Annotated in this window: 21 protein-coding genes and 1 tRNA gene; 9 read left to right on the plus strand and 13 right to left on the minus strand. The window is 69.7% G+C overall.

What is annotated here, in order from left to right:
• Window positions 1-2 precede the first annotated feature (2 nt).
• Complete coding sequence (locus AC2D8W_RS02665; RefSeq protein WP_484670209.1) at window positions 3-1136, plus strand: dATP pyrophosphohydrolase; 1134 nt, start codon at window positions 3-5, stop codon at window positions 1134-1136.
• On the plus strand, window positions 1133-1888 hold the full coding sequence (locus AC2D8W_RS02670; RefSeq protein WP_484670210.1) for a nucleotidyltransferase family protein: 756 nt from the start codon (window positions 1133-1135) through the stop codon (window positions 1886-1888). Before AC2D8W_RS02665 ends, AC2D8W_RS02670 begins: the two co-directional genes overlap by 4 nt.
• Window positions 1889-1913: 25 nt before the next feature.
• Here AC2D8W_RS02670 and AC2D8W_RS02675 read toward each other — a convergent pair whose 3' ends face one another.
• The 3 genes from AC2D8W_RS02675 to AC2D8W_RS02685 form a co-directional block, all read right to left on the minus strand.
• Complete coding sequence (locus AC2D8W_RS02675) at window positions 1914-2657, minus strand: phosphocholine cytidylyltransferase family protein (RefSeq protein WP_484670211.1); 744 nt, start codon at window positions 2655-2657, stop codon at window positions 1914-1916.
• 135 nt (window positions 2658-2792) lie between these two features.
• Complete coding sequence (locus AC2D8W_RS02680) at window positions 2793-3053, minus strand: SWIB/MDM2 domain-containing protein (RefSeq protein WP_293480104.1); 261 nt, start codon at window positions 3051-3053, stop codon at window positions 2793-2795.
• A gap of 71 nt (window positions 3054-3124) precedes the next feature.
• Window positions 3125-3802: a dienelactone hydrolase family protein gene (locus tag AC2D8W_RS02685; RefSeq protein ID WP_484670212.1), complete on the minus strand. Its 678-nt coding sequence runs from the start codon at window positions 3800-3802 to the stop codon at window positions 3125-3127.
• A 191-nt stretch (window positions 3803-3993) separates the two neighbouring features.
• Here AC2D8W_RS02685 and AC2D8W_RS02690 point away from each other — a divergent pair, with 191 nt between their 5' ends.
• Genes AC2D8W_RS02690 through AC2D8W_RS02705 form a run of 4 tightly spaced genes read left to right on the plus strand, consistent with a single transcriptional unit; the run spans window position 3994 to window position 9756 of the window.
• Window positions 3994-5625, plus strand: a complete 1632-nt coding sequence (locus AC2D8W_RS02690; protein WP_484670213.1) for an acyl-CoA synthetase — start codon at window positions 3994-3996, stop codon at window positions 5623-5625.
• Between the two features lie 57 nt (window positions 5626-5682).
• Window positions 5683-6741, plus strand: a complete 1059-nt coding sequence (locus AC2D8W_RS02695) for an HlyD family secretion protein (RefSeq protein WP_484670214.1) — start codon at window positions 5683-5685, stop codon at window positions 6739-6741.
• 5 nt (window positions 6742-6746) lie between these two features.
• Window positions 6747-8249 carry an efflux transporter outer membrane subunit gene (locus tag AC2D8W_RS02700; RefSeq protein ID WP_484670215.1) on the plus strand — a complete coding sequence of 501 codons (1503 nt, stop codon included), beginning with the start codon at window positions 6747-6749 and terminating at the stop codon, window positions 8247-8249.
• Window positions 8227-9756, plus strand: a complete 1530-nt coding sequence (locus AC2D8W_RS02705; RefSeq protein WP_293480094.1) for an MDR family MFS transporter — start codon at window positions 8227-8229, stop codon at window positions 9754-9756. The genes AC2D8W_RS02700 and AC2D8W_RS02705 overlap by 23 nt, the downstream gene beginning before the upstream one ends.
• Here the strand turns inward: AC2D8W_RS02705 and AC2D8W_RS02710 are convergent.
• From AC2D8W_RS02710 to AC2D8W_RS02720, 3 genes are read right to left on the minus strand one after another with little or no spacing between them, the layout of a single operon-like run.
• Window positions 9753-11081: a M20/M25/M40 family metallo-hydrolase gene (locus AC2D8W_RS02710; RefSeq protein WP_484670216.1), complete on the minus strand. Its 1329-nt coding sequence runs from the start codon at window positions 11079-11081 to the stop codon at window positions 9753-9755. The two genes, AC2D8W_RS02705 and AC2D8W_RS02710, sit on opposite strands and share 4 nt — an antisense overlap.
• A gap of 9 nt (window positions 11082-11090) precedes the next feature.
• The gene (locus AC2D8W_RS02715) at window positions 11091-11477 is read right to left on the minus strand and encodes a helix-turn-helix domain-containing protein (RefSeq protein WP_293480090.1); all 387 of its coding nucleotides are present in this window, start codon (window positions 11475-11477) and stop codon (window positions 11091-11093) included.
• Window positions 11478-11506: 29 nt separating this feature from the next.
• Window positions 11507-11731: a hypothetical protein gene (locus AC2D8W_RS02720; RefSeq protein ID WP_293480088.1), complete on the minus strand. Its 225-nt coding sequence runs from the start codon at window positions 11729-11731 to the stop codon at window positions 11507-11509.
• Between the two features lie 171 nt (window positions 11732-11902).
• Here AC2D8W_RS02720 and AC2D8W_RS02725 point away from each other — a divergent pair, with 171 nt between their 5' ends.
• The 3 genes from AC2D8W_RS02725 to AC2D8W_RS02735 are packed head-to-tail and all read left to right on the plus strand — an operon-like array spanning window position 11903 to window position 13808.
• On the plus strand, window positions 11903-12151 hold the full coding sequence (locus AC2D8W_RS02725) for a hypothetical protein (protein WP_484670217.1): 249 nt from the start codon (window positions 11903-11905) through the stop codon (window positions 12149-12151).
• Between the two features lie 60 nt (window positions 12152-12211).
• Window positions 12212-13075 carry a nucleotidyltransferase family protein gene (locus AC2D8W_RS02730; RefSeq protein WP_484670218.1) on the plus strand — a complete coding sequence of 288 codons (864 nt, stop codon included), beginning with the start codon at window positions 12212-12214 and terminating at the stop codon, window positions 13073-13075.
• A complete protein-coding gene (locus AC2D8W_RS02735; RefSeq protein WP_484670219.1) occupies window positions 13059-13808 on the plus strand; it encodes a metallophosphoesterase family protein in 750 nt (249 codons plus the stop codon). The genes AC2D8W_RS02730 and AC2D8W_RS02735 overlap by 17 nt, the downstream gene beginning before the upstream one ends.
• A 225-nt stretch (window positions 13809-14033) precedes the next feature.
• Here the strand turns inward: AC2D8W_RS02735 and AC2D8W_RS02740 are convergent, their stop codons facing one another.
• The 7 genes from AC2D8W_RS02740 to AC2D8W_RS02770 form a co-directional block, all read right to left on the minus strand.
• Window positions 14034-14726 carry a TetR/AcrR family transcriptional regulator gene (locus AC2D8W_RS02740; RefSeq protein WP_293480080.1) on the minus strand — a complete coding sequence of 231 codons (693 nt, stop codon included), beginning with the start codon at window positions 14724-14726 and terminating at the stop codon, window positions 14034-14036.
• Window positions 14727-14857: 131 nt separating this feature from the next.
• The gene (locus AC2D8W_RS02745) at window positions 14858-16999 is read right to left on the minus strand and encodes a matrixin family metalloprotease (RefSeq protein ID WP_484670220.1); all 2142 of its coding nucleotides are present in this window, start codon (window positions 16997-16999) and stop codon (window positions 14858-14860) included.
• Window positions 17000-17125: 126 nt separating this feature from the next.
• On the minus strand, window positions 17126-18109 hold the full coding sequence (locus AC2D8W_RS02750; protein WP_293480078.1) for an NAD(P)H-dependent flavin oxidoreductase: 984 nt from the start codon (window positions 18107-18109) through the stop codon (window positions 17126-17128).
• 144 nt (window positions 18110-18253) lie between these two features.
• Window positions 18254-18330, minus strand: a tRNA-His gene (locus AC2D8W_RS02755).
• A 158-nt stretch (window positions 18331-18488) separates the two neighbouring features.
• The gene (locus tag AC2D8W_RS02760) at window positions 18489-19193 is read right to left on the minus strand and encodes an energy transducer TonB (protein WP_293480076.1); all 705 of its coding nucleotides are present in this window, start codon (window positions 19191-19193) and stop codon (window positions 18489-18491) included.
• Window positions 19194-19203: 10 nt separating this feature from the next.
• Complete coding sequence (locus AC2D8W_RS02765; protein WP_293480074.1) at window positions 19204-19635, minus strand: ExbD/TolR family protein; 432 nt, start codon at window positions 19633-19635, stop codon at window positions 19204-19206.
• Window positions 19636-19640: 5 nt separating this feature from the next.
• Window positions 19641-20549: a MotA/TolQ/ExbB proton channel family protein gene (locus tag AC2D8W_RS02770; protein ID WP_484670221.1), complete on the minus strand. Its 909-nt coding sequence runs from the start codon at window positions 20547-20549 to the stop codon at window positions 19641-19643.
• Between the last annotated feature and the right edge of the window lie 363 nt (window positions 20550-20912).

A 20912-nucleotide genomic window follows, 5' to 3' on the forward strand; every position in this document is an offset into this window, starting at 1 on the left:
CCTTGGGGGGCGTCCAGATCCAGCCGGTCGAAACAGCCGCCGACCTTGAGCGGTTCATCCGCGTGCCGATGCGGCTGGGCGCGGGCGACCCGAACTACATCGCGCCCCTGATGTTCGAGCGCCGGGAATCGCTCTCGGCCAAGGGCAACCCGTTCTTCGAACACGCCGACGTGCAGTTCTGGCTGGCGGTGCGGGACGGCCGCGACGTGGGCCGGATCAGCGCCCAGATCGACCACCTGAACCCCACGACGAAGGACGGCGTCGGCCACTTCGGCATGGTCGCGGCCGAGGACGACGCCGAGGTCTTCGCCGCCCTGTTCGCCACGGCCGAGGCCTGGCTGAAGGCGCGGGGCTGCCGCACGGCCGTCGGGCCGGTGAACCTCTCTACCAACGAGGAAGTGGGCCTGCTGGTGGAGGGCCACGAGGCCCCCCCGATGTTCATGATGGGCCACGACGCGCCGCACACGCCCGGCCGCATCGAGGGCGCGGGCTACGCCAAGGCCAAGGACATCTTCGCCTATGTCTGCAGCGTGGCCGACGACCTGCCCGCGCCGATCCTGCGGCGGGTGCGCAAGGGTCCGGCCGAGGGCGTCACCCTGCGGATGCTGGACATGAAGCGTTTCGACGCCGAGGTCCGCACCCTCACGAGCATCCTGAACGACGCCTGGAGCGAAAACTGGGGCTTCACACCCACCACCGAGGCGGAAACCCAGGCATTGGCGTCGACGCTGAAGTTGGTGATCGACCCGCGGCTGACGTGGTTCGCCGACATCGACGGCGAGCCGGCGGGCTTCATGGTGTTGCTGCCCAACATCAACGAGGCGATCGCCGACCTGAAGGGCCGGCTGTTCCCGTTCGGCTGGGCCAAGCTGCTTTGGCGGCTGAAGGTGAAGGGCGTGAAGACCGGCCGCGTGCCCCTGATGGGCGTGAAGCGCAAGTTCGCCGCCAGCCTGCGCGGCCAGCTCCTGCCCTTCCAGCTGATCGACGCCGTGGCCCAGCAGGCGCGCAAGCTGGGCTACGAGCGCTACGAACTCTCGTGGATCCTGGAGGACAACGCCGCCATGCGCCGCATCTGCGACGTCGGCGGCGCGAAGGTCTACAAGACCTATCGGCTGTACCAGAAGGCGCTCGCTTGAGCGGGTTCGCCGCGCTGGTGCTGGCCGGCTCGCGGCCCGGCGCGGTCGATGCGGTCGCGGCCTATGGGGAAGCGACGCACAAGGCCCTGATCCGGCTGCAGGGCCGCACCCTGCTGGCGCGGGTGGCCGTGGCGCTGCGCGACGCAGGCGCGGGCCGGATCGCCGTCGTCTCCAGCCACCCGGATGTGCGGCGCGAGGCCGAAGTCCTGGGCCTGGAGGTCCTGGACGAGCAGGCCGGACCCAGCCTGAGCGTCAAGGCCGCGGGCGCGCACCTGGGGACCCCGCTGTTGGTGACGACGGCGGATCACGCGCTGCTGGACGGCGAGTGGGTCCGCCGGTTCCTGGACGACACGCCGAGCGACGCCGACGTCGCCGCCCTCGTGGCCGGCCGCGCCACCGTGGAACGGGCCGCCCCAGACACCCGGCGCACCTGGCTGAAGCTCGCCGACGGGCACTGGAGCGGCTGCAACCTGTTCTACCTGGCCAACGCGCGCGCGCTGGCCGTGGTCGACCTCTGGCGGCGGGTGGAGGCCGAGCGGAAGCGCCCGTGGCGCATGGCGGGCATCCTGGGCGTCGGCATGCTGGCGAGCTATGCGTTGGGCCGGCTGACGCTCAAGGCCGCGGCCGAACGGCTTGGCCGGCTTGCCGGCGTCACTGCGGCGATCGTGGAGACGCCCTACGGCCTGGCTTCGGTGGACGTGGACAAGCCCGCCGACCTGGACCTGGTGCGGAAGATCGTCGGCGACGCGTAGCCGCCTCTCGCCGCGCGTCCGATGCTTAGGCCGGGACGGTCCAGCCGCTTGAGAGGCGGTTGAGGTTGTCGACGTCCTGGGGGAAGTCCATTTCCCCCCATTCGAGGCCCTCGATGGAGCAGACCTTCACGTCGACGCCCGCGCGGGCGAGCTCGTCGATGACGGACAGGTACCAGCGGCGCAGGCCCTCGGGGTGGGCCAGGACGCTCTCGACGCCGGCGCGGAACTTGGCCGCGCCCGCCTTGGAGAAGCGCAGGAAGCCGATGCTCTCGGCGTCATAGGCCTCGATGGTCTTGCCGATGGCGACGAGGCGGCCGTGCTCGGTCAGCACCTTCATGTCGTCGGCGTCGTAGGCGGGCTTGCGGTCGATGGTGACCGTGATCTCGGCGGGCGGCGCCGCCAGCAGCGCCTCGGCCACGCCCGGACCGAACAGCGTGTCCCCGTTCAGCACCAGGATCTCGCGGTCGAATTCCTCGCGGACGATCCAGCACGAGGCGGTGTTGTCGCTGACGGTGTAGAAGGGGTTGAAGGCCAGCCGGACGGGCATGGCGAGCCCCAGCTTGGCGATCTCGGCCTCCACGGCGTCGGCGCGGAAGCCCGTCACGATGACCGTTTCGGCCACCCCGGCCGCCTGCAGGCGCAGGAGCTGCCACGCCAGCAGGCTGCGGCCGGAGAGCTCGACCAGGCACTTGGGACGGTCCTCGGTGAGCGGCAGGAGGCGCTTGCCCTGGCCGGCGGCGAGGATGATGGCTCTGTTCGGCGCGGTCACGTGGTGGTCCGTCTGCGGAGCCGGCCCTTATGTCGGGCCGGACCCCAAAAGTGAAGAGACCTCGCAGGGCGAACAGCCCGCGAGGTCCCTGACACCGTACACGCGGCGCAATGCGAGGCGCCGCTGCATCCCGCCCTACTTCAGGTGGGCCGCCAGGTGCTTGTTCATCTCGAACATGCTGACCTTGTCCTTGCCGCCGAAGATCGGCTTCAGCTTGGCGTCGGCCAGGATCTCGCGCTTGTTCGCGGGATTCTGCAGGTTGTTCTTCTTGATGTAGTCCCAGATCTTCGAGACGGTTTCCCCGCGCGAAAGCTGGCCCGAGCCCACGACGGCGGCCAGTTCGGCGGAGGGCGTCAGGGGCTTCTGCAGGGCGTTCGTGTTTTTTCCAGTGGCCATGGGCTCCCCCAGCTAGTGAGTGTCGCACGACCGCCCGGCGGGGGGCCGGGTCCGAGTCGCTTGGATGCATCCTAACGCGGAAGAGGCGGCGCGCCACCGGAGATGCGCCACGGGGGGGCCGGCGTCGTCGGGTTGTCCGCCTCGAAGGCGCGTGACGCCGCTGCCGCGGGGCGCAGAACGCGGTGCATCAGGTCGATCAGGCCTGGCCCATCCGGCTCCTCGCCGTAGACCTCGATGTCGAACAGGACGCCCGCCGCAGCCAACGCCGTCTCGACGACGCCCGCACGGCCCGCGTGTCCGCCAAGCTGGTATCCGATGCGGACGAACCCATTGATTCTCTGGGCAATCTCCACCGCGGACCGGGGGCCGAAGCCACGCCCTCCGTAGGCCGCCACGGCGGCGATCCGCTCGGCGCGCCAGCCCGCGAGCACCAGCGCGAGGTCGGCCCCGGCCCCGAAACCAACCACCCCCACCCGTTCATCGTCGCAGCCGCGCTCGTCCGCCAGGTGGTCCAGAGCGGCCCAACCGGCCTCACGACGGTCATCGGCCGAGAGGTCCGACAAATCGGGCGCCAGGACGAAAAAGCTGTGGGCGGATAACCGGGCCGCCCAGGAAAGCAGCCTCGAATCCAGCCCACGGCGCCCTCCGAGCAGCAGAATCGGCGGGTGGCGGCCGGGTGTGGGCGGGGTGGCGACGGCGGCGTCGACGGCGCCGTCGTCGAGGGCGATCTCGATCAGGGCGTGAGGCATGGACGAGACTTTATTCCTACTCGTTTTATAGGAATATATGGAATGTCTCGGCGCCTCTTCAGATTTGCTGGGCGCGCCATGCCACGTGGCCTCCGTTACGGCGCCCACAGCCAACGGACGTTTGACATAACCCCACGGCAGGAGGCCAGATTTCCGCCAACGAACAAGAGCTTGTCGGGAGGCGTAGCGTCATGGGCTGGACCATTGCGGATATCTGGGAAGCGATCGCGCGGTCGCAGCCCGATCAGGCGGCCCAGATCCAGGCGGACCGGGTGCTGACCTGGTCCCAATTCGACGCCCGCGCGGACGCGCTCGCGGCGCACTTCATCGCCAAGGGCCTCAGCCGCCAGGGCAAGGTCGCGGGCTACCTGTTCAACGGGCCGGAGTACCTCGAGACCTACTTCGCCGCGTTCAAGGGCGGGTTCGCGCCGGTCAACACCAACTACCGCTACGGGCCCGAGGAGGTGCGCTACCTCTTCGACAACGCCGACGCCGAGGCCGTGGTGTTCCACGCGGGCTTCACCGAACTGCTGGAGAAGATCCGGCCCCAGCTGCCCCAGGTGAAGGCCTGGGTGGCGGTGGCCGAGCCGGGCCACACCGTGCCCGCCTGGGCGGAAGACTACGACGCGATCGTCGCGAAGGCGCCGGCGCAGCGTCCGGTGAAGGCGCCCTGGGGACGGTCGGGCGACGATCTGCTGCTGCTCTACACCGGCGGCACCACCGGGATGCCGAAGGGCGTGATGTGGCGCCAGGACGACCTGTTCCAGGTCCTGGGCGCAGGCGGCAACGCGGCGCTGGGGATCCCGCCGGCGACCTCGATCGAGGAGCTGGTGGTGCGGATCAAGGGGCCTGAGCACCTGAAGCCCACGTCGATGGTCGCCGCGCCGCTGATGCACGGCACCGGCCAGTTCTCGGCCTTCATCGCCTTCAACGCCGGCGGCACGGTGTGCACCCTGCCCTCGCGCAAGTTCAACGCCATCGAGCTGTGGAACGAGGTCGAGCGGCTGAAGGCCACCAACATCGTTATCGTGGGCCTTGCGTTCTCCACGCCGATGCTCGAGGCGCTCGACGCCAATCCCGGGAAGTGGGACCTCTCGAGCGTCCGGGCCATGAGCTCGTCGGGCTCGATGTGGAGCTACGAGAACAAGCGCGGGCTGCTGGGGCACATCCCGCAGGCGATGATCGCCGACAGCTTCGGCTCGTCCGAGGCCGTCGGACTGGGCGCCTCGGCGTCGGCCGCGGGCCAGGAGGCCCAGACGGCGGCGTTCATGCTGGGCCCGAACACCGGCGTGTTCCGCGAGGACGGAACCCGCGTGGAGCCCGGCTCGGGCGAGCGCGGGCTGGTGGCGGTCACGGGTTTCCTCCCGCTCGGCTACTACAAGGACGAAGAGAAGACCGCCAAGACGTTCAAGGTGATGGAAGGCGTCCGCTGGAGCGTCCCCGGCGACTGGGCCGAGGTGAACACGGACGGGACGCTGAAGCTGCTGGGCCGCGGCTCGGTCTGCATCAACACCGGCGGCGAGAAGGTCTTCCCCGAAGAGGTCGAGGAAGCGCTGAAGCGCCATGCGGCCGTGCGCGACGCGGTGGTCGTGGGCGTGCCCGACCCTCGGTTCGGCGAGCGGATCTGCGCCGTGGTCGAGCCCGAGGCCGGCGCCTCGCCGACCCTGCCCGAACTCTCGGCCCACGTGCACGCGCAGCTTGCGGGCTACAAGGCGCCGCGCGAGCTTGTGGTGGTCGAGTCCATCGGGCGCGCCCCCAACGGGAAGGTCGACTACAAGGCCGTCAAGGAACGGGCGCTGGCGGCCCTCGGCGTGAGCGCCTAGTCGAGTGGAGTCGACGGCGGGCCATGGACCCGCCGCGTCGTGGGGGAAGTCGGAAGCGTGACGGACAACGAGGAAGGCGCGTCGGCGTCCGGCGGGCGCCGGTCGGGGGTGCTTCGGCGGCGCTGGATCATCATGATCGCCGGCCCGGTGCTGGTGCTGGCGGTGCTGGCCTACTTCGTGCTGACCGCAGGGCGATCCGAGACCACCGACGACGCCTACGTCCAGATCGCCAAGACCCCGGTGGCGCCCTCGATCGCCGGCCGCGTGGTCGAGATCTACGTCAAGGAGAATCAGTCCGTGAAGCGCGGGCAGGTGCTGTTCCGCCTCGACCAGCGCGAGCTGCAGGCCCGCCTGGACCTGGCCGAAGCCCAGCTGGCCGCGGCCCGCCTCGCCGTCGGCCAGGCGCGGGCGGCGTATGCCCGGGAGACGGCCGGGATCAACGCCGCGCGCGAGAACCTGGCGTTCGCGCAGCGCGAGGTCGTGCGACAGCGGCAGCTCAACGCCGCCGGCGCCGCGTCGGGCCAGGCGGTGGACCAGGCGATCCACGCGGCCAACCAGGCGCGCGACCAGCTGGCGATCGCCGAGCGGCAGGCGGCGCAGGCGCTGGCGGCCCTGGGCGGAGAGGCCGACATCGGCGACCGCGCGCCCAGCGTCATGCAGGCCAAGGCGCAGCTGGAGCGGGCGCGGCTGGACCTGAGCCATGCGACCGTCGTCGCGCCCTCGGACGGCGTCGTGGCGCGCGTCGACCAGCTTCCCATCGGCGCCTACCTGAACGCCTCTCAGAGCGCCTTCTGGCTGCTGTCGGGCCGGCCCTGGGTCGAAGCCAACTTCAAGGAAACCCAGATCGGCAGGATGCACGTCGGGCAGCCCGTGGAGATCGACATCGACGCCTATCCCGGCGGCCCCCTGAAGGGTCACGTGGCCAGTTTCCCGCCGGGGACCGGCGCGGCCTTCTCGGTGCTGCCGGCACAGAACGCCACCGGCAACTGGGTGAAGGTCACGCAGCGCCTGCCCGTGCGCATCGAGTTCGACAGGCCGCCGCCCGAGCGCGCGGCGCGCGCCGGGCTGTCCGCCGTGGTCAAGGTGGACCTGACCGCGCCCGGGCGCGGGCGGTAGCGGCGGTGGCGGCCCGCCTCGCTTCCCTGGCGCCGCTGGCCGCGCTCGCGATCGCGCTCGCCGGCTGCACGACCGTCGGGCCCGACTTCAAGCCCCCCGCCCCGCCCACGGGCGCGGCCGACTATGCGATGGCGGGGGAAACGAGGGCCGCCATCGTGCGCCTGGACCCGGACGCGCGGACGGCCGGTCCCTGGTGGGCCGCCTTCCGTTCCGAGGCGCTGGACCGGACGGTGCGGATGGCCCTGGCCGAAAGTCCGGACGTGGCGGCGGCGCAGGCGACGCTAGAGCGCTATCAGGCCGAGGCCCTGGAGGCGGGGGCGGAACTGGGCCCGCAGGTCGAGGCCACCGCCAACGTCCAGAGGCAGAAGTTCAACTCGCGCGCCTTCGGCTTTCGCCGCTCGGCGGACGGGACGCCCTCCCCCTTCTCCGGGAGCCGGGTGTTCAACCTCTTCTCGGTCGGTGGCCGGGTCAGCTACGACCTCGACCTGTTCGGCGGCGGCCGGCGGCGGGTGGAAGAGGCGCGCGCCCGCGTGGACCAGGCCGCCCGCGAGGCCGACGCGGCCTATCTCGCCCTGTCCGGCAACGTGGCCCTGCAGGCCTTCCGGGTGGCGGAGCTCCGGGAACAGATCCAGGCGCTGGAGACGATCGTCGAGGATGACCGCATTCTGCTCGGCCTGGCGCGCAAGGCGCTGGACATCGGCGGCATCCCGCGCACGACGCTGACCGGGATCGAAGCCCAGCTGGCCGAGGACGAGGCCGCCCTGCCCCCGCTGCGTCGCCAGTACGATGCGGCCCGGCACCAGCTGGCCCTCCTGGTGGGCCGCTCGCCCGCCGACTGGACGCCGCCGGACTTCGACCTGGGGGCGCTCGTCGTCCCGGCCCAGGTTCCCGTGAGCCTGCCGTCCGATCTCGTGCGCCGTCGCCCCGACATCCTCGCGGCCGAAGCCGAGGCCCACGCCGCAACGGCCGCCATCGGCGCCCGCATGGCCGAGCAGTACCCGAGCCTTCGACTCTCGGCCAACGGCGCGCTGTCGGGCCTCTCGCCCGACGAGGTCTTCGACACCCAGTCCACCGGCTACACCCTGCTGAGCGGGCTGACCGCGCCGCTGTTCGACGGCGGCGCCCGCAAGGCCCGCACCCGGGCCGCGGAGGCCGAGGCGAAGCTGGCGGTCGCCAACTATCGCCGGACCGTCCTGAAGGCGTTCCGCGAGGTCTCCGACGCCATGGCGGCGCTGCGGAGCGACGAGGAGGAAGTCGCGGCCCTCACGCGGGCCGTGGCGCACAGCCAGAGGGTCGCGGACGACACGCTGGCCGCGGCGCAGCTCGGCGCGCGCACCGCCGCAGACGTGGTCCAGTCCCGGCGGCAGCTGAGCTTCGACCGGCGGCGGCTCGCCGAGGCTCGCGGCCGGCAGCTCGCCGACCTCGTCGCGCTCTACGCCGCCTCGGCGGCCGACTGGCGCACGGCCCAGGCTTCGGGAGACGCCGATGGCGGCCGCACAGGACGTTAGGAACCGGGTCCCTATCACCGGCGCGCTGATGCTGGCGACGCTGATGAACACCCTGGATTCGACGATCGCCAACGTGGCGCTGCCCCACATGCAGGGCAGTCTCTCGGCATCGCCCGAGCAGATCACCTGGGTCCTGACGTCCTACATCCTGGCGACGGCGGTGGCGACGCCGCTGGCCGGCTGGCTGGCCCAGAAGATCGGGCGCAAGACCATGCTGGTCTATTCGATCGTGGGCTTCACCGTGGCCTCGATGCTCTGCGGCATGGCGCAGACGGTCGACCAGATGGTGGCGTTCCGCGTGCTGCAGGGCCTGGCCGGCGCGGGCCTGATGCCCCTCTCCCAGTCGGTGATGCTCGACATCTTCCCGATGGCGATGATCCCGCGGGTGATGAGCATCTGGAGCGCGGCGGTCATCATGGGGCCCATCATCGGCCCCAGCCTGGGCGGCTGGATCACCGAGAACATGGACTGGCGGTGGGTGTTCTTCATCAACCTGCCGATCGGCATCCTGGCCTGGCTGGGCGTCCAGAACTTCATGGCTCGCGACCGTGGAGGACGCGAGCGCCCGTTCGACTTCATCGGCTTCGGCGGGCTCATCGCCTTCATCGTCGGGCTGCAGATGATGCTCGACCGCGGTCCGCAGAAGGACTGGATGGAGTCGATGGAGATCTGGTTCTACGTGGCGGTCAGCGTCGCGGGGCTCTGGGTCTTCGTCGTGCAGACCGCGACCGGCAAGCACCCCTTCTTCCACCGGGACCTGGCCAAGGACCGGAACTTCATCGGGACCACGATCTTCAGCTTCTTCACGGGCGTGCTGCTGTTCTCCACCAGCGCGCTCCTGCCGTCGTTCATGCAGAACCTGCTGGGCTACTCCGCCATGCACGCGGGCGTGGTCAGCATGCCGCGCGGGATCGGTTCGCTGATCGCCTTCCTGCTCGTGCCGTGGTTCGTCGTCCGCTTCGGCGCGCGTACCTCGCTGGTGATCGGCCTCGTCCTGAACATCGTGGCGCTATGGATGATGGGCGGGTTCAACCTGCAGATGACGTCGACCCCCTTCATCGTCAGCGGATTCATCCAGGGCTTCGGCACCGGGCTGCTCTTCTCCCCCCTCAGCACCCTCGCCTATGCGACGCTCGACCCCGTCCACCGGATCGAGGGCACGATCGTTCAGACCATGGGCCGCAGCATCGGCTCCAGCGTCGGCATCTCGGTGGTGCAGGCCATGGTGATCCGCGACGCGGCGGCCGTGCACAGTCACCTGGCCGGACGGATGGACCCGTCGAGCCCCGTCCTGCAGGGCGTGCTGCCGCCGCTCATGAGCCTTCAGTCGCTGCCGGGCCTGTCGGTTCTCAACGGCGAAGTGACGCGGCAGTCGTCGATGCTGGGGTACGTCAACATCTTCAGCTGGATGGCGCTGGCCACCTGCGTGCTGCTGCCCCTCGTGCTCATGCTGCGCAGAGCGGCGCCGATCATGCGGGAGCCGGGCTCCGCGGCGCACGCCGACTAGGGTGACCTGGGCCGGGGCTGCCTCGAGAGCCGAGCCATGAGCAGCGCGGCGCGCTTGGCCTGGACCGGCAGGCTCCTGAGGTCGGCCGTCTCGCCCGGGGCGTGGCTGCCCTCTCCGGCCATCCCCAGCCCGACCAGCCCGTCGATGAAGGCGACGAACGAGATGTCGCCCGCGCCCCGGCCGGCGGGATCGCCTTCCGGCATCGCGGGGAGCCCGAGGCTGGCGTTGACGCGATTGAGCTCGGCCAGCAGCGCCCGGTTGCCCGCGGTGGGCGCCATGGGCGGGTAGCTGTCGTCCGAGAATTCGAGCGTCGCCGTGGCCTTGTCGAGGTGCTGCGCCACGATCGCCTGCATGCGGGCGCGCACGCGGGCCTCCTGTTCCGGCGACAGGGTGCGGATGTCGCCGCGCGCGATGGCCTCGGCCGCGATGACATTGGGCTTGCCGTTGGCCTGTCCGCCCGTGTCGTCGGCGTTGAGGGCCGCGGACGTCCCCCCGACGACGAGACCGACGTTGTAGGTCAGGTTCGGCTCGGGCAGCTCGCGGCGGAAGGCGTCGAGGATGCGGGTGAGCTCGTAGATGGCCCCGCAGCCCGCCTGCCCCTTGCAGACGCCCGAGGAATGGCCGGACGGCGCTGCGGCGCGGAGGGTCCAGGACGTCGAGGAACGGCGCGCGATCGAGCCGACGTCCCGGCCGCCGATCCGCGACAGGCCCTCGAAGTCGAGCGCCACGTCGCTGTTGCGCCCGGCTTCGATCAGATCGGCGCGGGCGACGGACAAGGGCTCGCCGGGCTTCTCCTCGTCGCCCGTGAGGACCACCGTGATGTCCGCGGCCTTCAGGGCGCCGGCCGCATGCATCGCCCGCAGCGCCGCGACGATGATCACGTCGCCCCCTTTCATGTCCCCTACGCCCGGCCCTTCGGCGGTGTCGCCGGTGACCTTCCAGCCCTGGAACGGACTGTCCGGCTCGAAGACGGTGTCGAGATGGCCGATGAGCAGCAGGCGCTTGCCCCTGCCGTCGCCCTTGTGGGTGGCGATGAGGTGTCCAGCCCGGCCGGTCTGGGTCATGGGAACCCAGCGCACGGTGAAGCCCAGCTGCTCGAATTCGGGACGCAGCATGTCGCCGACGCGCTGGACGCCGGGCAGGTTCATGGTCCCCGAGTTCACCTTCACCAGGGACTCGAGGAGCTTGAGGTGGCGGCCCTGCTCCGCATCGACGACCGCGACCATGCGAGCCTCGGCCGGCGTCAGCCGAGGCGCAGCCTGGGCCGACGCCGCGGCCGGCGACGCCGCGGCGAGGATGAGGAGGAACCGGAGAAGAAGAGGCATGCGCCTCTCTTAGCCCGGCTGGCTCCGCAGACTACGGACGAATTCGACCAGGGCGGAACGCGAGACGCCGCGCGGCAGTCCTGCATAGGCCTTCAGCAATTCCAGGGCGCCTGGCTCAGCCAGGAGAGCGGCGACTTCGTCGACCGCGCCGCTGTTGGCCGAGGCTTCCCCGAACATCTCGGCCACCGGCACGCCAAGGGTCTTGGCGATGCGCGTGAGCATGGAAGCGCTGACGCGGTTGGCTCCGCGTTCGTACTTCTGGATCTGCTGGAAGGTCACGCCGGCGGCTTCCGCCAGCGCCTGCTGCGACAGCCCACGCACCTTGCGCAGCAGCCGGATGCGTGCGCCGACGGCGACGTCTACCGGATCTGCAGCCGCTTCAGGTTTGTTGGCCATGGGTCTTTCGGGTCTCCTTGGGGGGCTTGCTATCGGGCGCGGCTAGCGGGACCGTCTGCGGGGGGAACGGCTTCTTCCTGGCAGACCGCGTTGTCCGAAATGAAGTAGCAGCTCTCTGCGATCGCGATGCCGACAGCCCTTCTCAGCGGGCCGAAGGCAGGGACGTCGCGCTCAAGCTGGATCAGTTCTTCCTCATAGGGGATCAGGAGTTCGACAAGGTTCTGGGCGAGACGTTTGCCGTGCTCCGAATCCATGGGTTCCCCTTTTCTTGGAAAGTCGAACATCGATCGGGCGAATGCAAGCAACCCCAGCGCGCGGCCGACATAACAGCGCTCATCCGTCGCAGGTTGCGCGGAACCCCTCGCGGCAGAGGGGGTTAGTCGCCTCCGATGGTCCGTCCCCGACGCCATGAAGGATCCCCCAGCATGGGCACGATCGTCGACTTCGACGAGGTGCTGCTCGACGCGTGCCCGCCGCACGCGCGCGCCGACCTGATGGCGGAGGCGCAGATGCTGGCCAGCGTCTTCGCGCCCGGACGCCCACGCTCCGCGCTGGAACAGCTCGCCAGCCAGCTTTCCGGCGGCCACCGCGACGGCGAGATGAGCCGCTCGCACGCCTACCGCCTCGCCGCCGCCCTCAGGCGGATCGCCCGCGCCTCCGACGGCGACCACTGATCGCTGGATCCGCCCTGCCGTCGCGGCTTCGGCGCCGCCCGGCAGAGGGAGCGACGGGCTATGCAACTCCGGCAGTTCCGGGCCGACAAGGCTGGAATCGTCCTGACGCGGAACCGGCGCAGGGCGCTGCCGTTCCTCAGCCCGATGTCCCAAGCCTATGACGCCTCCGCCTTCGAGCCGCCGCCGGACGCCGAGGCGTTCTATGCCGAGAGCCTCCGGCTATTGACGGAGTCGGGCATCGGCTTCCTGCTGTCCGGGACCTATGCGGTCTGCGCCTACACGGGGATCGTCCGGCCGACCAAGGACCTGGACGTCTTCTGCAAGGCCGGCGACTTCCCGAAGATCCTCGCCTACTTCCAAGCCCGCGGTTATCGCACCGAGGTCGAGGACGAGCGCTGGATCGCCAAGGTCTGGCAGGACAACCGCTTCTTCGACGTCATCTTCGCCATGTCGAACGGCGCCGCGCCGGTGACGGACGCCTGGTTCGAGGACAACGACACCATCGAGGTCTACGGCGCCACGGCGAGGATCACGTCGCCGACCGAGCTCGTGGTCTCCAAGATGTTCATCCAGGATCGCTATCGGTACGACGGCGCCGACGTCGCGCACGTCATCCTGCGCCAGCACGACCGCATCGATTGGAAGCGGCTGCTTGCGTACATGGAGCCGTACTGGGAGGTGCTTCTGATCCACCTCCTGAACTTCCGCTTCATCTATCCCACCGAGCGGAACGTCATCCCCGCGTGGGTGATGACGGAGTTGACCGAGCGCCTCTCGGCGCAGATCGAGCTGCCCCCGGCCCGGATCAAGGTGTGCCGCGGACGGATGTTCAGTCCCCGGGACTACCTCGTCGACATCACGGATTTCGGCTTCGCCGACGTGGTGGGCAAGGGCTTGGAGGAGCGGCATGAACCCATCGCCTGAGCCGGGCGCGGCTGCAGCGCGGCCGCTGAGGCTGGCCGCCATCGGGGACCTGCATGTGGGCGAGGACATGCGCCAGCCGTACCGGGACCTCTTCGCGCGGATCGCGCAGGAGGCCGACGTGCTCGCCCTCTGCGGCGACCTGACGAACTTCGGGAAGACGCCGGAGGCCGAGATCCTGGCCGAGGACCTGCGGGTCTGCACCATCCCCGTGGTGGGCGTGCTGGGCAACCACGACTATGAGTGCGGCCAGCCCGGCGAGGTGGCGCGCATTCTCCACGACGCCGGGATGCATGTCCTGGACGGCGAGGCCTTCGAGATCGCAGGGGTGGGCTTCGCCGGCTGCAAGGGGTTCATCGGCGGCTACGGGCGCCACATGCTCTCCGCGTTCGGCGAGCCCGAGATCAAGGCGTTCGTGCAGGCCTCGGTGGACGAGAATCTCAAGCTCGAGACCTCGCTGCGCATGCTGCGCACCGAGCGCATCGTCGTCGTGACCCACTACGCCCCGGTGCAGGCGACGGTGGAGGGCGAGCCGCCCGAGATCTTCGCCTTCCTGGGCAGCACCCGCATGGGCGAGACGATCGACCGGTTCGAGGGCGTCCGCTGCGCGCTTCACGGCCACGCCCACCGCGGGGCGTACGAAGGCCGGACCCCCGGCGGGGTGCCCGTCTACAACGTCGCGCGCCCGGTGCTGAACCGTGACCTGGGCGTCGAGTACGCGCTCATCGAGGTCTAGGCCGACCCTGGGCCGCAGGCGCAAAAAAAAGGCCGCGCCCGGGGGCGCGGCCAGTTCATAGGGAGGAAACGCCCAAAAGGGCAGGACCTTTGTGCGCCGATGTTGCATTGCACGCAAGCGGAAATTTCTTGCAAGGGTGAAATCAGCGTCGCCGCAGTCCATGCGGTTGATTTTATGTAGATTTGTTCCGCGCCGCATGACGTGTTGCGACGCGGCAAGCCCGGGCTACGCTCTCCGCCGCACGATTTCCGTGAGGCCGGCCGCGCACCACGCGTAGAGCCGCGCGCGGACGGCGGCGAGATCCGTGGACCGGCACAGGCCGTCCGAGAGCTGGTCGATGCGCCCGGTCTCGGAGAGCGTCAGCATCATCGCGCCGCTGAGGAACTGGTAGCCCCAGTAGAGATCGCGCCGCTCGGCCCCCGGACAGGCCGCCTCGAGGGTGTCGATCAGCTGGCGCACCACCGGGTCGAAGAACCGGTGCATCGTCTCGCCGCCCCAGGCGGGCGTGTTGTTCACCAGCGCGACGAGCCGGAAGTAGTTCTTCCAGCCCTCGTCGTTGGTCGAGGCGAGCTCGACGAGCGGGTCGATGAAGGCCTCGATCACGCCTTCGAGCGTCATGCGGCCGGCGTGGGCGGCCGCATAGGCTGCGATCGCCTCGACGCGGATCTCGTTCAGGATCTGCGCACGCCGCGCGAAGACGCTGTCGAACAGCTCTCGCTTGGCGCCGAAGTAGTAGTGGATCAGCGCGGTGTCGACGCCCGCCTCGCCCGCCACCTGCCGGACGGTGACGCCGTAGAAGCCGTGGCGGGAGAAGAGGGACTCCGCGGCGTCCAGTATGGCCTGGCGCAGGTCCGGCCCCTGCCCCTTGGGCCTGCGGCCCCGCACCGCGCCCCCGGTCTGTCCACCCGCTCGAACCATGGCCCTCGCTATCACCGTTTTCCGCCTGTTGGCAGCTTCCGACGGCTGATCCCGGCCGAAGCGTGCAGGCGATAGACGCGCTGACCTGTGCCGTCGACGTGCCCCCATGGCGGACCCGCTTCAGGCGAGCCTCAGTTCCCGAAGATCCAGTTGCCGGTCAGGCTGGACAGGGCGACGCCGACCAGGATCATCTGGCCGCCCCCCGTCATGCTGATGACGGTGTCGGAGCCCACCTGGGACAGGCTGTACTGGGTTCCGGGATCCAACATCACGCGGTCGCCCTGGACGAGGCTGAAGTCCGTGACACGGTCGACGCCGGCGTCGCCGAAGGTGTGGAAGATGTCCGCCCCCTCGCCGCCGGTGACCGTGTCGCTGTCCTTGTCCCCCGAGAGGTAGTCGTCTCCCGCGCCGCCCTGCAGCACGTCGTCCTGCTGGCCGCCGCGGATCGTGTCGGCGCCCGCCCCGCCCTCGCAGGTGTCGGCGCCCAGGTTGCCGTAGACCAGGTCCGCGCCATCGTCTCCCGAGAGGCGGTCGTTGTCCTTGCCGCCCACGACCCAGTCGTCGCCGCCCCCCCCGGCCGCGGTGTCGTCGCCCACGTTCCCATTGATGTCGTCGAAGTTCGCGCCGCCCAGCAGGCTGTCGGCCCCGTCGTCGCCACGCAGGTAGTTCGCGCCGTCGCGGCCGTTGACCGTGTCCGCGCCGCCCCCGCCGAACAGGCGATTCGCGCCGCCGTCGCCGATGATGTTGTCGGCGTAGGCCGTGCCCACGATGTTCTCGACGTCGAGCATTTCCTCGATCGCGCCGCTGATCGAGCGCGGGGCGTTGATGGTGACGTCGATGCCTTCCAGCTCGCCCGAGAAGTCCACGGTGTCGATTCCGGAGGCGCCCCAGATGAGGTCGTTGCCGCCGCCCGGAATCAGCCAGTCGTCGCCGCTCCAGCCCTCGAGGTAATCCGCCCCCTCGCCGCCCGACAGCGTGTCCGCGCCGGTGTCGCCGAAGAGCCCGTCGTCGGACGCGCCGCCGACGAGGGAGTCTGCGCCCCCCTCGCCCATGAGAAGGTCCGGCAGCGCCCCGCCGACCAGGGTGTCCACGTTCAAGTCGCCGAACATCACCACCGACTCGATGCCGGTATAGGTCCCGCCGCCCGCCGTCAGGCTCGCGTAGGTCAGGACCGCGCTGGCGGAGGACAGCGGCACGAGCCAGAGCTGGTCGGCCCCCTCGCCGCCATCGACGGTGCTGCGGCCGTCGACCACGATGATGACGTCGTTGCCGGATCCGCCGAACAGACGGTTCGCGCCCGAGCCGCCGTGCAGCGTGTCGCCCCCCTCGTCGCCGGTGATGGTGTCGGCGCCCGCCAGGCCCCACAGGTCGTCGGCGCCGTCGCCGCCCGCCAGGCTGTCGTCGCCGGGATCGCCGTGGAGCACGTCGTTGCCGGCCGCTCCGGAGAGCGTGTCGGCGTCGTCGCCGCCGGCCATGGTGTCGGCGCCGTCTCCGCCGTCCAGCACGTCGGCGCCGCCGCGCGCCATCACGTAGTCGTCTCCAGCCCCCGCGGTGATCCGGTCCGCCACGGCCACGCCGGCGAGGGTGTCGTTCGCGGGGCCGCCCGCCAGGGTGAGGATGTAGGCTGCGGGGTCCCAGCTCCAGCTGGTCGCCTGGGTCCCATCCGTTGCGGGCCCGCCGTAGAGGTGCTGGACCGCCAGGATGTCGAGCGAGCCGAGGGCCGTGGCGGGGCCGCCCGCCGGATTGTAGGTCATCACGGTGTGCGCGATGTCGTCGATCGACGCGTCGAGCGTCGTCTGGCCTTCGAACGGATGCTTGAGCCCGATGGCGTGGCCGATCTCGTGCACCAGGGTGTCGAAGGTCGCCTGGCCGAGGTCGATGAAGATGTCGCCGCCGAAGTGGTCCTCGAAGGCGCCGTCGGGGTCGTCGAAGACGAACGGATTGAACGCGAAGGCGGCGCTGTCTTCGATGCCTTCCGGCCCCAGCCGGAAGTCGTAGACGCCGAAGCGGATGTCGCCGCGCCCGGCGGGGACCTCCAGGAAGGTGAGCCCGCTGGCGTCGCCCCAGGCCTTCAGGGCCTGCCGCGCCACATCCTGCTCGGCGGCCGTGAGCGGTTGGAAGCTCCCCAGGAAGGCGCCCGGAAAGGCCAGGGCATAGTCGGGATGGGGCGCCGCATCGAAAGAATAGGTCACGAACGTCGGACGTCCGCTGACCCCGATGCCGTTCCAGGAGACGCCGGACAGCAGAGCGTCGAATGTCGTTACGCTCGGCAAGCGCCCCCCCATCGGCAAGGGCCGCGCGCCTTCGTCGCCCGTTTCCCCCCTGGGTCCGGACTACAGTTTCAACGCTTCAGCTTGGCAAGCGCGCTCGCCGGTTGAGCGAGCGCGCCTCTCCGATCCTCAGGCCGTCACCATCACGCGGCGGGCGTCGCGCTGAAGGACCTCCTCGGCCTGGCGCATGATGTTCGCCACCAGTTCCTTGCAGGTCGGGATGTCGTGGATCAGGCCCTGGCTCTGGCCGACAGTCCAGATGCCGCCGTCGGTGTCGCCCTCGCCCAGCACGTTCTTGCGGCCCCGCACGCCGGCCACCAGGTGGCGCACGTCCTCGATCGTCTTGGTGGGGTCCTGCTGGATCTTGACCACCTCTTCCGAGATGGCGTTGCGCGCGACGCGGCTGGTGTTGCGCAGCGTGCGGTTGGTCAGCAGCGTGTCGCGCTCGGAGTTCTCGACGATCTTGCGCTTCACGTTCTCGTGGATGTCGCACTCCTGGGTGGCCATGAAGCGCGTGCCCATGTTCACGCCGTCGGCGCCGAGCGCCAGGGCCGCCGCCAGGCTGCGGCCGTCCGCCATGCCGCCCGAGGCGATGATCGGCACGTTCACCGCATCGGCCGTCGCCGGCAGCAAGACGATCAGGCCGATGTCGTCCTCGCCCGGGTGGCCCGCGCACTCGAAGCCGTCGATGGAGATCACGTCGCAGCCGTGCTTCACCGCCGACACCGAGTGGCGCACAGAGGTGCACTTGTGGATCACCTTGACGCCGGCCTCCTTGAAGGCGGGCAGATGGTCGACCGGCGCGCGGCCGGCGGTCTCGACGATCTTCACGCCGCTCTCGATGATCGCCTGGCGGTACTCGTCGTAGGGGATGGGGTTCAGCGACGGCAGCAGCGTCAGGTTCACCCCGAACGGCTTGTCGGTGAGGTCGCGGCAGCGCTGGATCTCCTTGTGGAGCTCCTCGGCCGACTGAGAATGGTGGGCGGTGATGAACCCGAGCGCGCCGGCGTTGGCGACGGCCGCCACGAGCGGCGCATATCCGACGCCCGTCATGCCGCCCATGACGAGCGGGGTCTCGATACCGAACATCTCGGTGATGCGGGTTTTGATCATGGCCTTCTCCCCTTCGCCGCCTCTGGCGCGCGGTCGGTCAAACACACGTTAGACTCCGGGACGCAAGCTGCAAGGGTGACGCTGGGCAAGGCAAGGGGTCCCGAACGGACGGGCCATCGTCTCTCGAAAGCGAGGGGTCTGCGATGGTACCGCCCCCCCGGATCGAACGGGGGACCTCCAGAGCCACAATCTGGCGCTCTAACCAACTGAGCTAGGGCGGCGCGTCATCGCGAGCGCGCTGTAATAGTCGGCGGTGGCGGTCCGATCAAGCGGGCTCGGAGCCGCCGCGCGCGGGATCGCGCACAGGGTCGCCGCGGGCAAAGAAAAAGCCCCGGCCGCGCATGGCGGCCGGGGCCTTTTTGTCGTCGATCCTTGCGGATCAGCCCTTCGGAAGAACGAAGCGGATCGGGATCCGCACCGTGCCGCCGCTGACGGGCTGCCCGTCCTTGGTCTGCGGCCGCATCTTGAAGAGCCTGGACATCTTCATCGCAGCGTCGCCGAAGCCCATGTCGGAGGGGTTCTCCGAGACGATGGAGCAGCCTTCCAGCGTTCCGCGGGCGGTCACCTGGCAGCTCAGCGAGGCCGAGCCTTCCACTTCCATCCGCTGCGCGCGGTCCGGATAGTACCGGGCCACGTCCTCACCGGTCGGGCGGCGAAGCCAGTCCGGGTTGGTGATCACCGAAGGACGCGGCGGTTCCGGCGGCGGCGCGGCCGGCGGACGCGGCTCTTCAATCCGACGCTCGACCGGCGGAACCGGCAGCGGCGGGATCGAGGGCAGGTCCGGAACGGCCACCGGCGGACGCGGCTGCAGCTTCGGCGGCGGCGGCGGCGGGGTGTTCGGCGGAGGCGGAGGCGGAGGCGGCGGCGGAGGCGGCGGGACGGGCTTGATGAGAGCCACGTCCGTCACCTCGTCCGAGTACTCCTTGTACTTCGGCTCGAACCGCGACTTCCAGAGATAGACCCCGAGCGCGCCATGGACCACGACGGCCCCGACGAGCGCGATGATCATCCCGGGCCGGCGCTTCGGCTTCGGATCGTCGAACGGGTTGTGCCGGGTGAGGGCTTCGTGGTGAGCGTCAGTCATGGGTCACCACCTACTTGTCTTCACCGACGAGGGCCACGCTGTAGAAATTGTTGTCCTGCAGCATGTTCATGACGCCCATGAAATCGCCGTACAGCACGTCCTTGTCCGCCCGGATGAAGATGCGTTCCTTCTCAGGATTGCGCGTGTTCCCCAGGTTCTTTCGAAGGTCGTCCCCCAGCGTCGCCAGATCCGTCCGGAAGTCCTGGATGAAGATGCTGCCGTTCGGCTGGATCGAGATGTAGACCGGCTTCGGAGGATTGGTGCCCGGCGGGGCGACCGCAGGCGGGAGCTGGACCTTGACGGTCACGCTCGCCAGCGGCGCCGCCACCATGAAGATGATCAGAAGCACGAGCATCACATCCACGAAGGGCGTGACGTTGATCTCGGAGTTCTGCTGCTCCTCGTAGCGCCCGCCCCCTCCACTCGAGAGTTTGGCGGCCATCTAGATTACGCCCCCTTGTCGAGCTGCCGGGAGATCGCGTTCATCAGCTCGGCCACGAACCCTTCCGACCGCGCGCCGTAGGCGGAAATGCGGGTCTGGAAGTAGTTGTAGAAGATAACCGAGGGGATGGCGGCGAACAGGCCGAGACCGGTGGCGAGAAGCGCTTCGGCGATGCCGGGCGCCACGACGGCCAGGTTGGTCGTGTTGGTGTTCGCGATGCCGATGAACGAGTTCATGATCCCGTAGACGGTGCCGAACAGGCCGATGAACGGACCGTTGGAGCCGACCGAGGCCAGGTACTGCATGCCGCCCGAGAGGCGACGGGCCAGCGAGGCCTGGACGGCGCTCACCGCGTGTTCCGCACGGCCCATGGTGGTGTCGCGGTGCTCGCCGGCGATGGAGAGGCCGGCCTGCTTGGACAGCTCGATCTCCTGGGCGGCCGCGGCGGCCATGTCGGCCAGCGGGTTGCCGTCATACTCCTCGGAGAGCGCGATCCGGCTCATGTCCGTGATCGACTTGGCGCCCCGGAAGCTCTCGACGAAGCCGTCGGACTGACGGTTCAGCGAGCGGAACTCGAGGATCTTGGTGACGAGGATCGTCCAGCTCAGCACCGAGGCGAGAGCGAGGCCGATCATGATCACCTTAACCACGGGGTCGGAGTCCATGAACATGGTGCCGACGTTGAGCTTGCCCGCGTTCTTCATGGTCGGCGGATCGGCCGGTTCGTCGGCGGGCGCGGCAGGCGCGGCGGCCGGAGCAGCAGCAGCGGCGGCGTCGGCGGGAGCCGCGGCGGCCGCATCTGCAGCCGGGGCGGCCGGGGCGGCGGCGTCCTGAGCGAACGCCGGCGCGCTCACGCTCAGCGCCACGGCGCCGAGGAGAGCGGAGAAGGTCATCTTCAGTTTGTTGTCGAGCATCTGTCGCCAGTTCCTGGTTGGTCTAGCACGATTGGCCGGAGGGTCGTCGCGCGAGAGCGTCTCCACCCTAGTTAAAACAAAGCCCGGCGCCCAAACCACTCGCGCGGCCAGAACGCCAGAGGCGCTATCGCTGCGCCCGACCCGGAACGCGGGACCCCGACTTGCGCAGGGATTGGCGTTGGGCGGACGGCCTTGAACTCCTGCGGGAGGAACCCAAAGTCTTACCGCTTTGTAAGACAAGCGGACCGACCCTTTGGCAACCCCATATCGAAGCGTCAAGGGGCAGAAGCTTTCCCGCGGCCGTCATTTTTCTGACGCTTCGGCACGAATTGTGCGCTGCACACAGGACTTCGTCTGAAGAGC

Source organism: Phenylobacterium sp. T106 (assembly GCF_057219735.1).

Excerpts from the sequence above, each read along its gene's own strand:
- AC2D8W_RS02680 (WP_293480104.1), bottom strand. The coding sequence starts at position 3,053 with ATGGCCACTGGAAAAAACACGAACGCCCTGCAGAAGCCCCTGACGCCC.
- AC2D8W_RS02685 (WP_484670212.1), bottom strand. The coding sequence starts at position 3,802 with ATGCCTCACGCCCTGATCGAGATCGCCCTCGACGACGGCGCCGTCGAC.
- AC2D8W_RS02690 (WP_484670213.1), top strand. The coding sequence starts at position 3,994 with ATGGGCTGGACCATTGCGGATATCTGGGAAGCGATCGCGCGGTCGCAG.
- AC2D8W_RS02705 (WP_293480094.1), top strand. The coding sequence starts at position 8,227 with ATGGCGGCCGCACAGGACGTTAGGAACCGGGTCCCTATCACCGGCGCG.
- AC2D8W_RS02710 (WP_484670216.1), bottom strand. The coding sequence starts at position 11,081 with ATGCCTCTTCTTCTCCGGTTCCTCCTCATCCTCGCCGCGGCGTCGCCG.
- AC2D8W_RS02715 (WP_293480090.1), bottom strand. The coding sequence starts at position 11,477 with ATGGCCAACAAACCTGAAGCGGCTGCAGATCCGGTAGACGTCGCCGTC.
- AC2D8W_RS02720 (WP_293480088.1), bottom strand. The coding sequence starts at position 11,731 with ATGGATTCGGAGCACGGCAAACGTCTCGCCCAGAACCTTGTCGAACTC.
- AC2D8W_RS02725 (WP_484670217.1), top strand. The coding sequence starts at position 11,903 with ATGGGCACGATCGTCGACTTCGACGAGGTGCTGCTCGACGCGTGCCCG.
- AC2D8W_RS02730 (WP_484670218.1), top strand. The coding sequence starts at position 12,212 with ATGCAACTCCGGCAGTTCCGGGCCGACAAGGCTGGAATCGTCCTGACG.
- AC2D8W_RS02735 (WP_484670219.1), top strand. The coding sequence starts at position 13,059 with ATGAACCCATCGCCTGAGCCGGGCGCGGCTGCAGCGCGGCCGCTGAGG.
- AC2D8W_RS02740 (WP_293480080.1), bottom strand. The coding sequence starts at position 14,726 with ATGGTTCGAGCGGGTGGACAGACCGGGGGCGCGGTGCGGGGCCGCAGG.
- AC2D8W_RS02750 (WP_293480078.1), bottom strand. The coding sequence starts at position 18,109 with ATGATCAAAACCCGCATCACCGAGATGTTCGGTATCGAGACCCCGCTC.
- AC2D8W_RS02760 (WP_293480076.1), bottom strand. The coding sequence starts at position 19,193 with ATGACTGACGCTCACCACGAAGCCCTCACCCGGCACAACCCGTTCGAC.
- AC2D8W_RS02765 (WP_293480074.1), bottom strand. The coding sequence starts at position 19,635 with ATGGCCGCCAAACTCTCGAGTGGAGGGGGCGGGCGCTACGAGGAGCAG.
- AC2D8W_RS02770 (WP_484670221.1), bottom strand. The coding sequence starts at position 20,549 with ATGCTCGACAACAAACTGAAGATGACCTTCTCCGCTCTCCTCGGCGCC.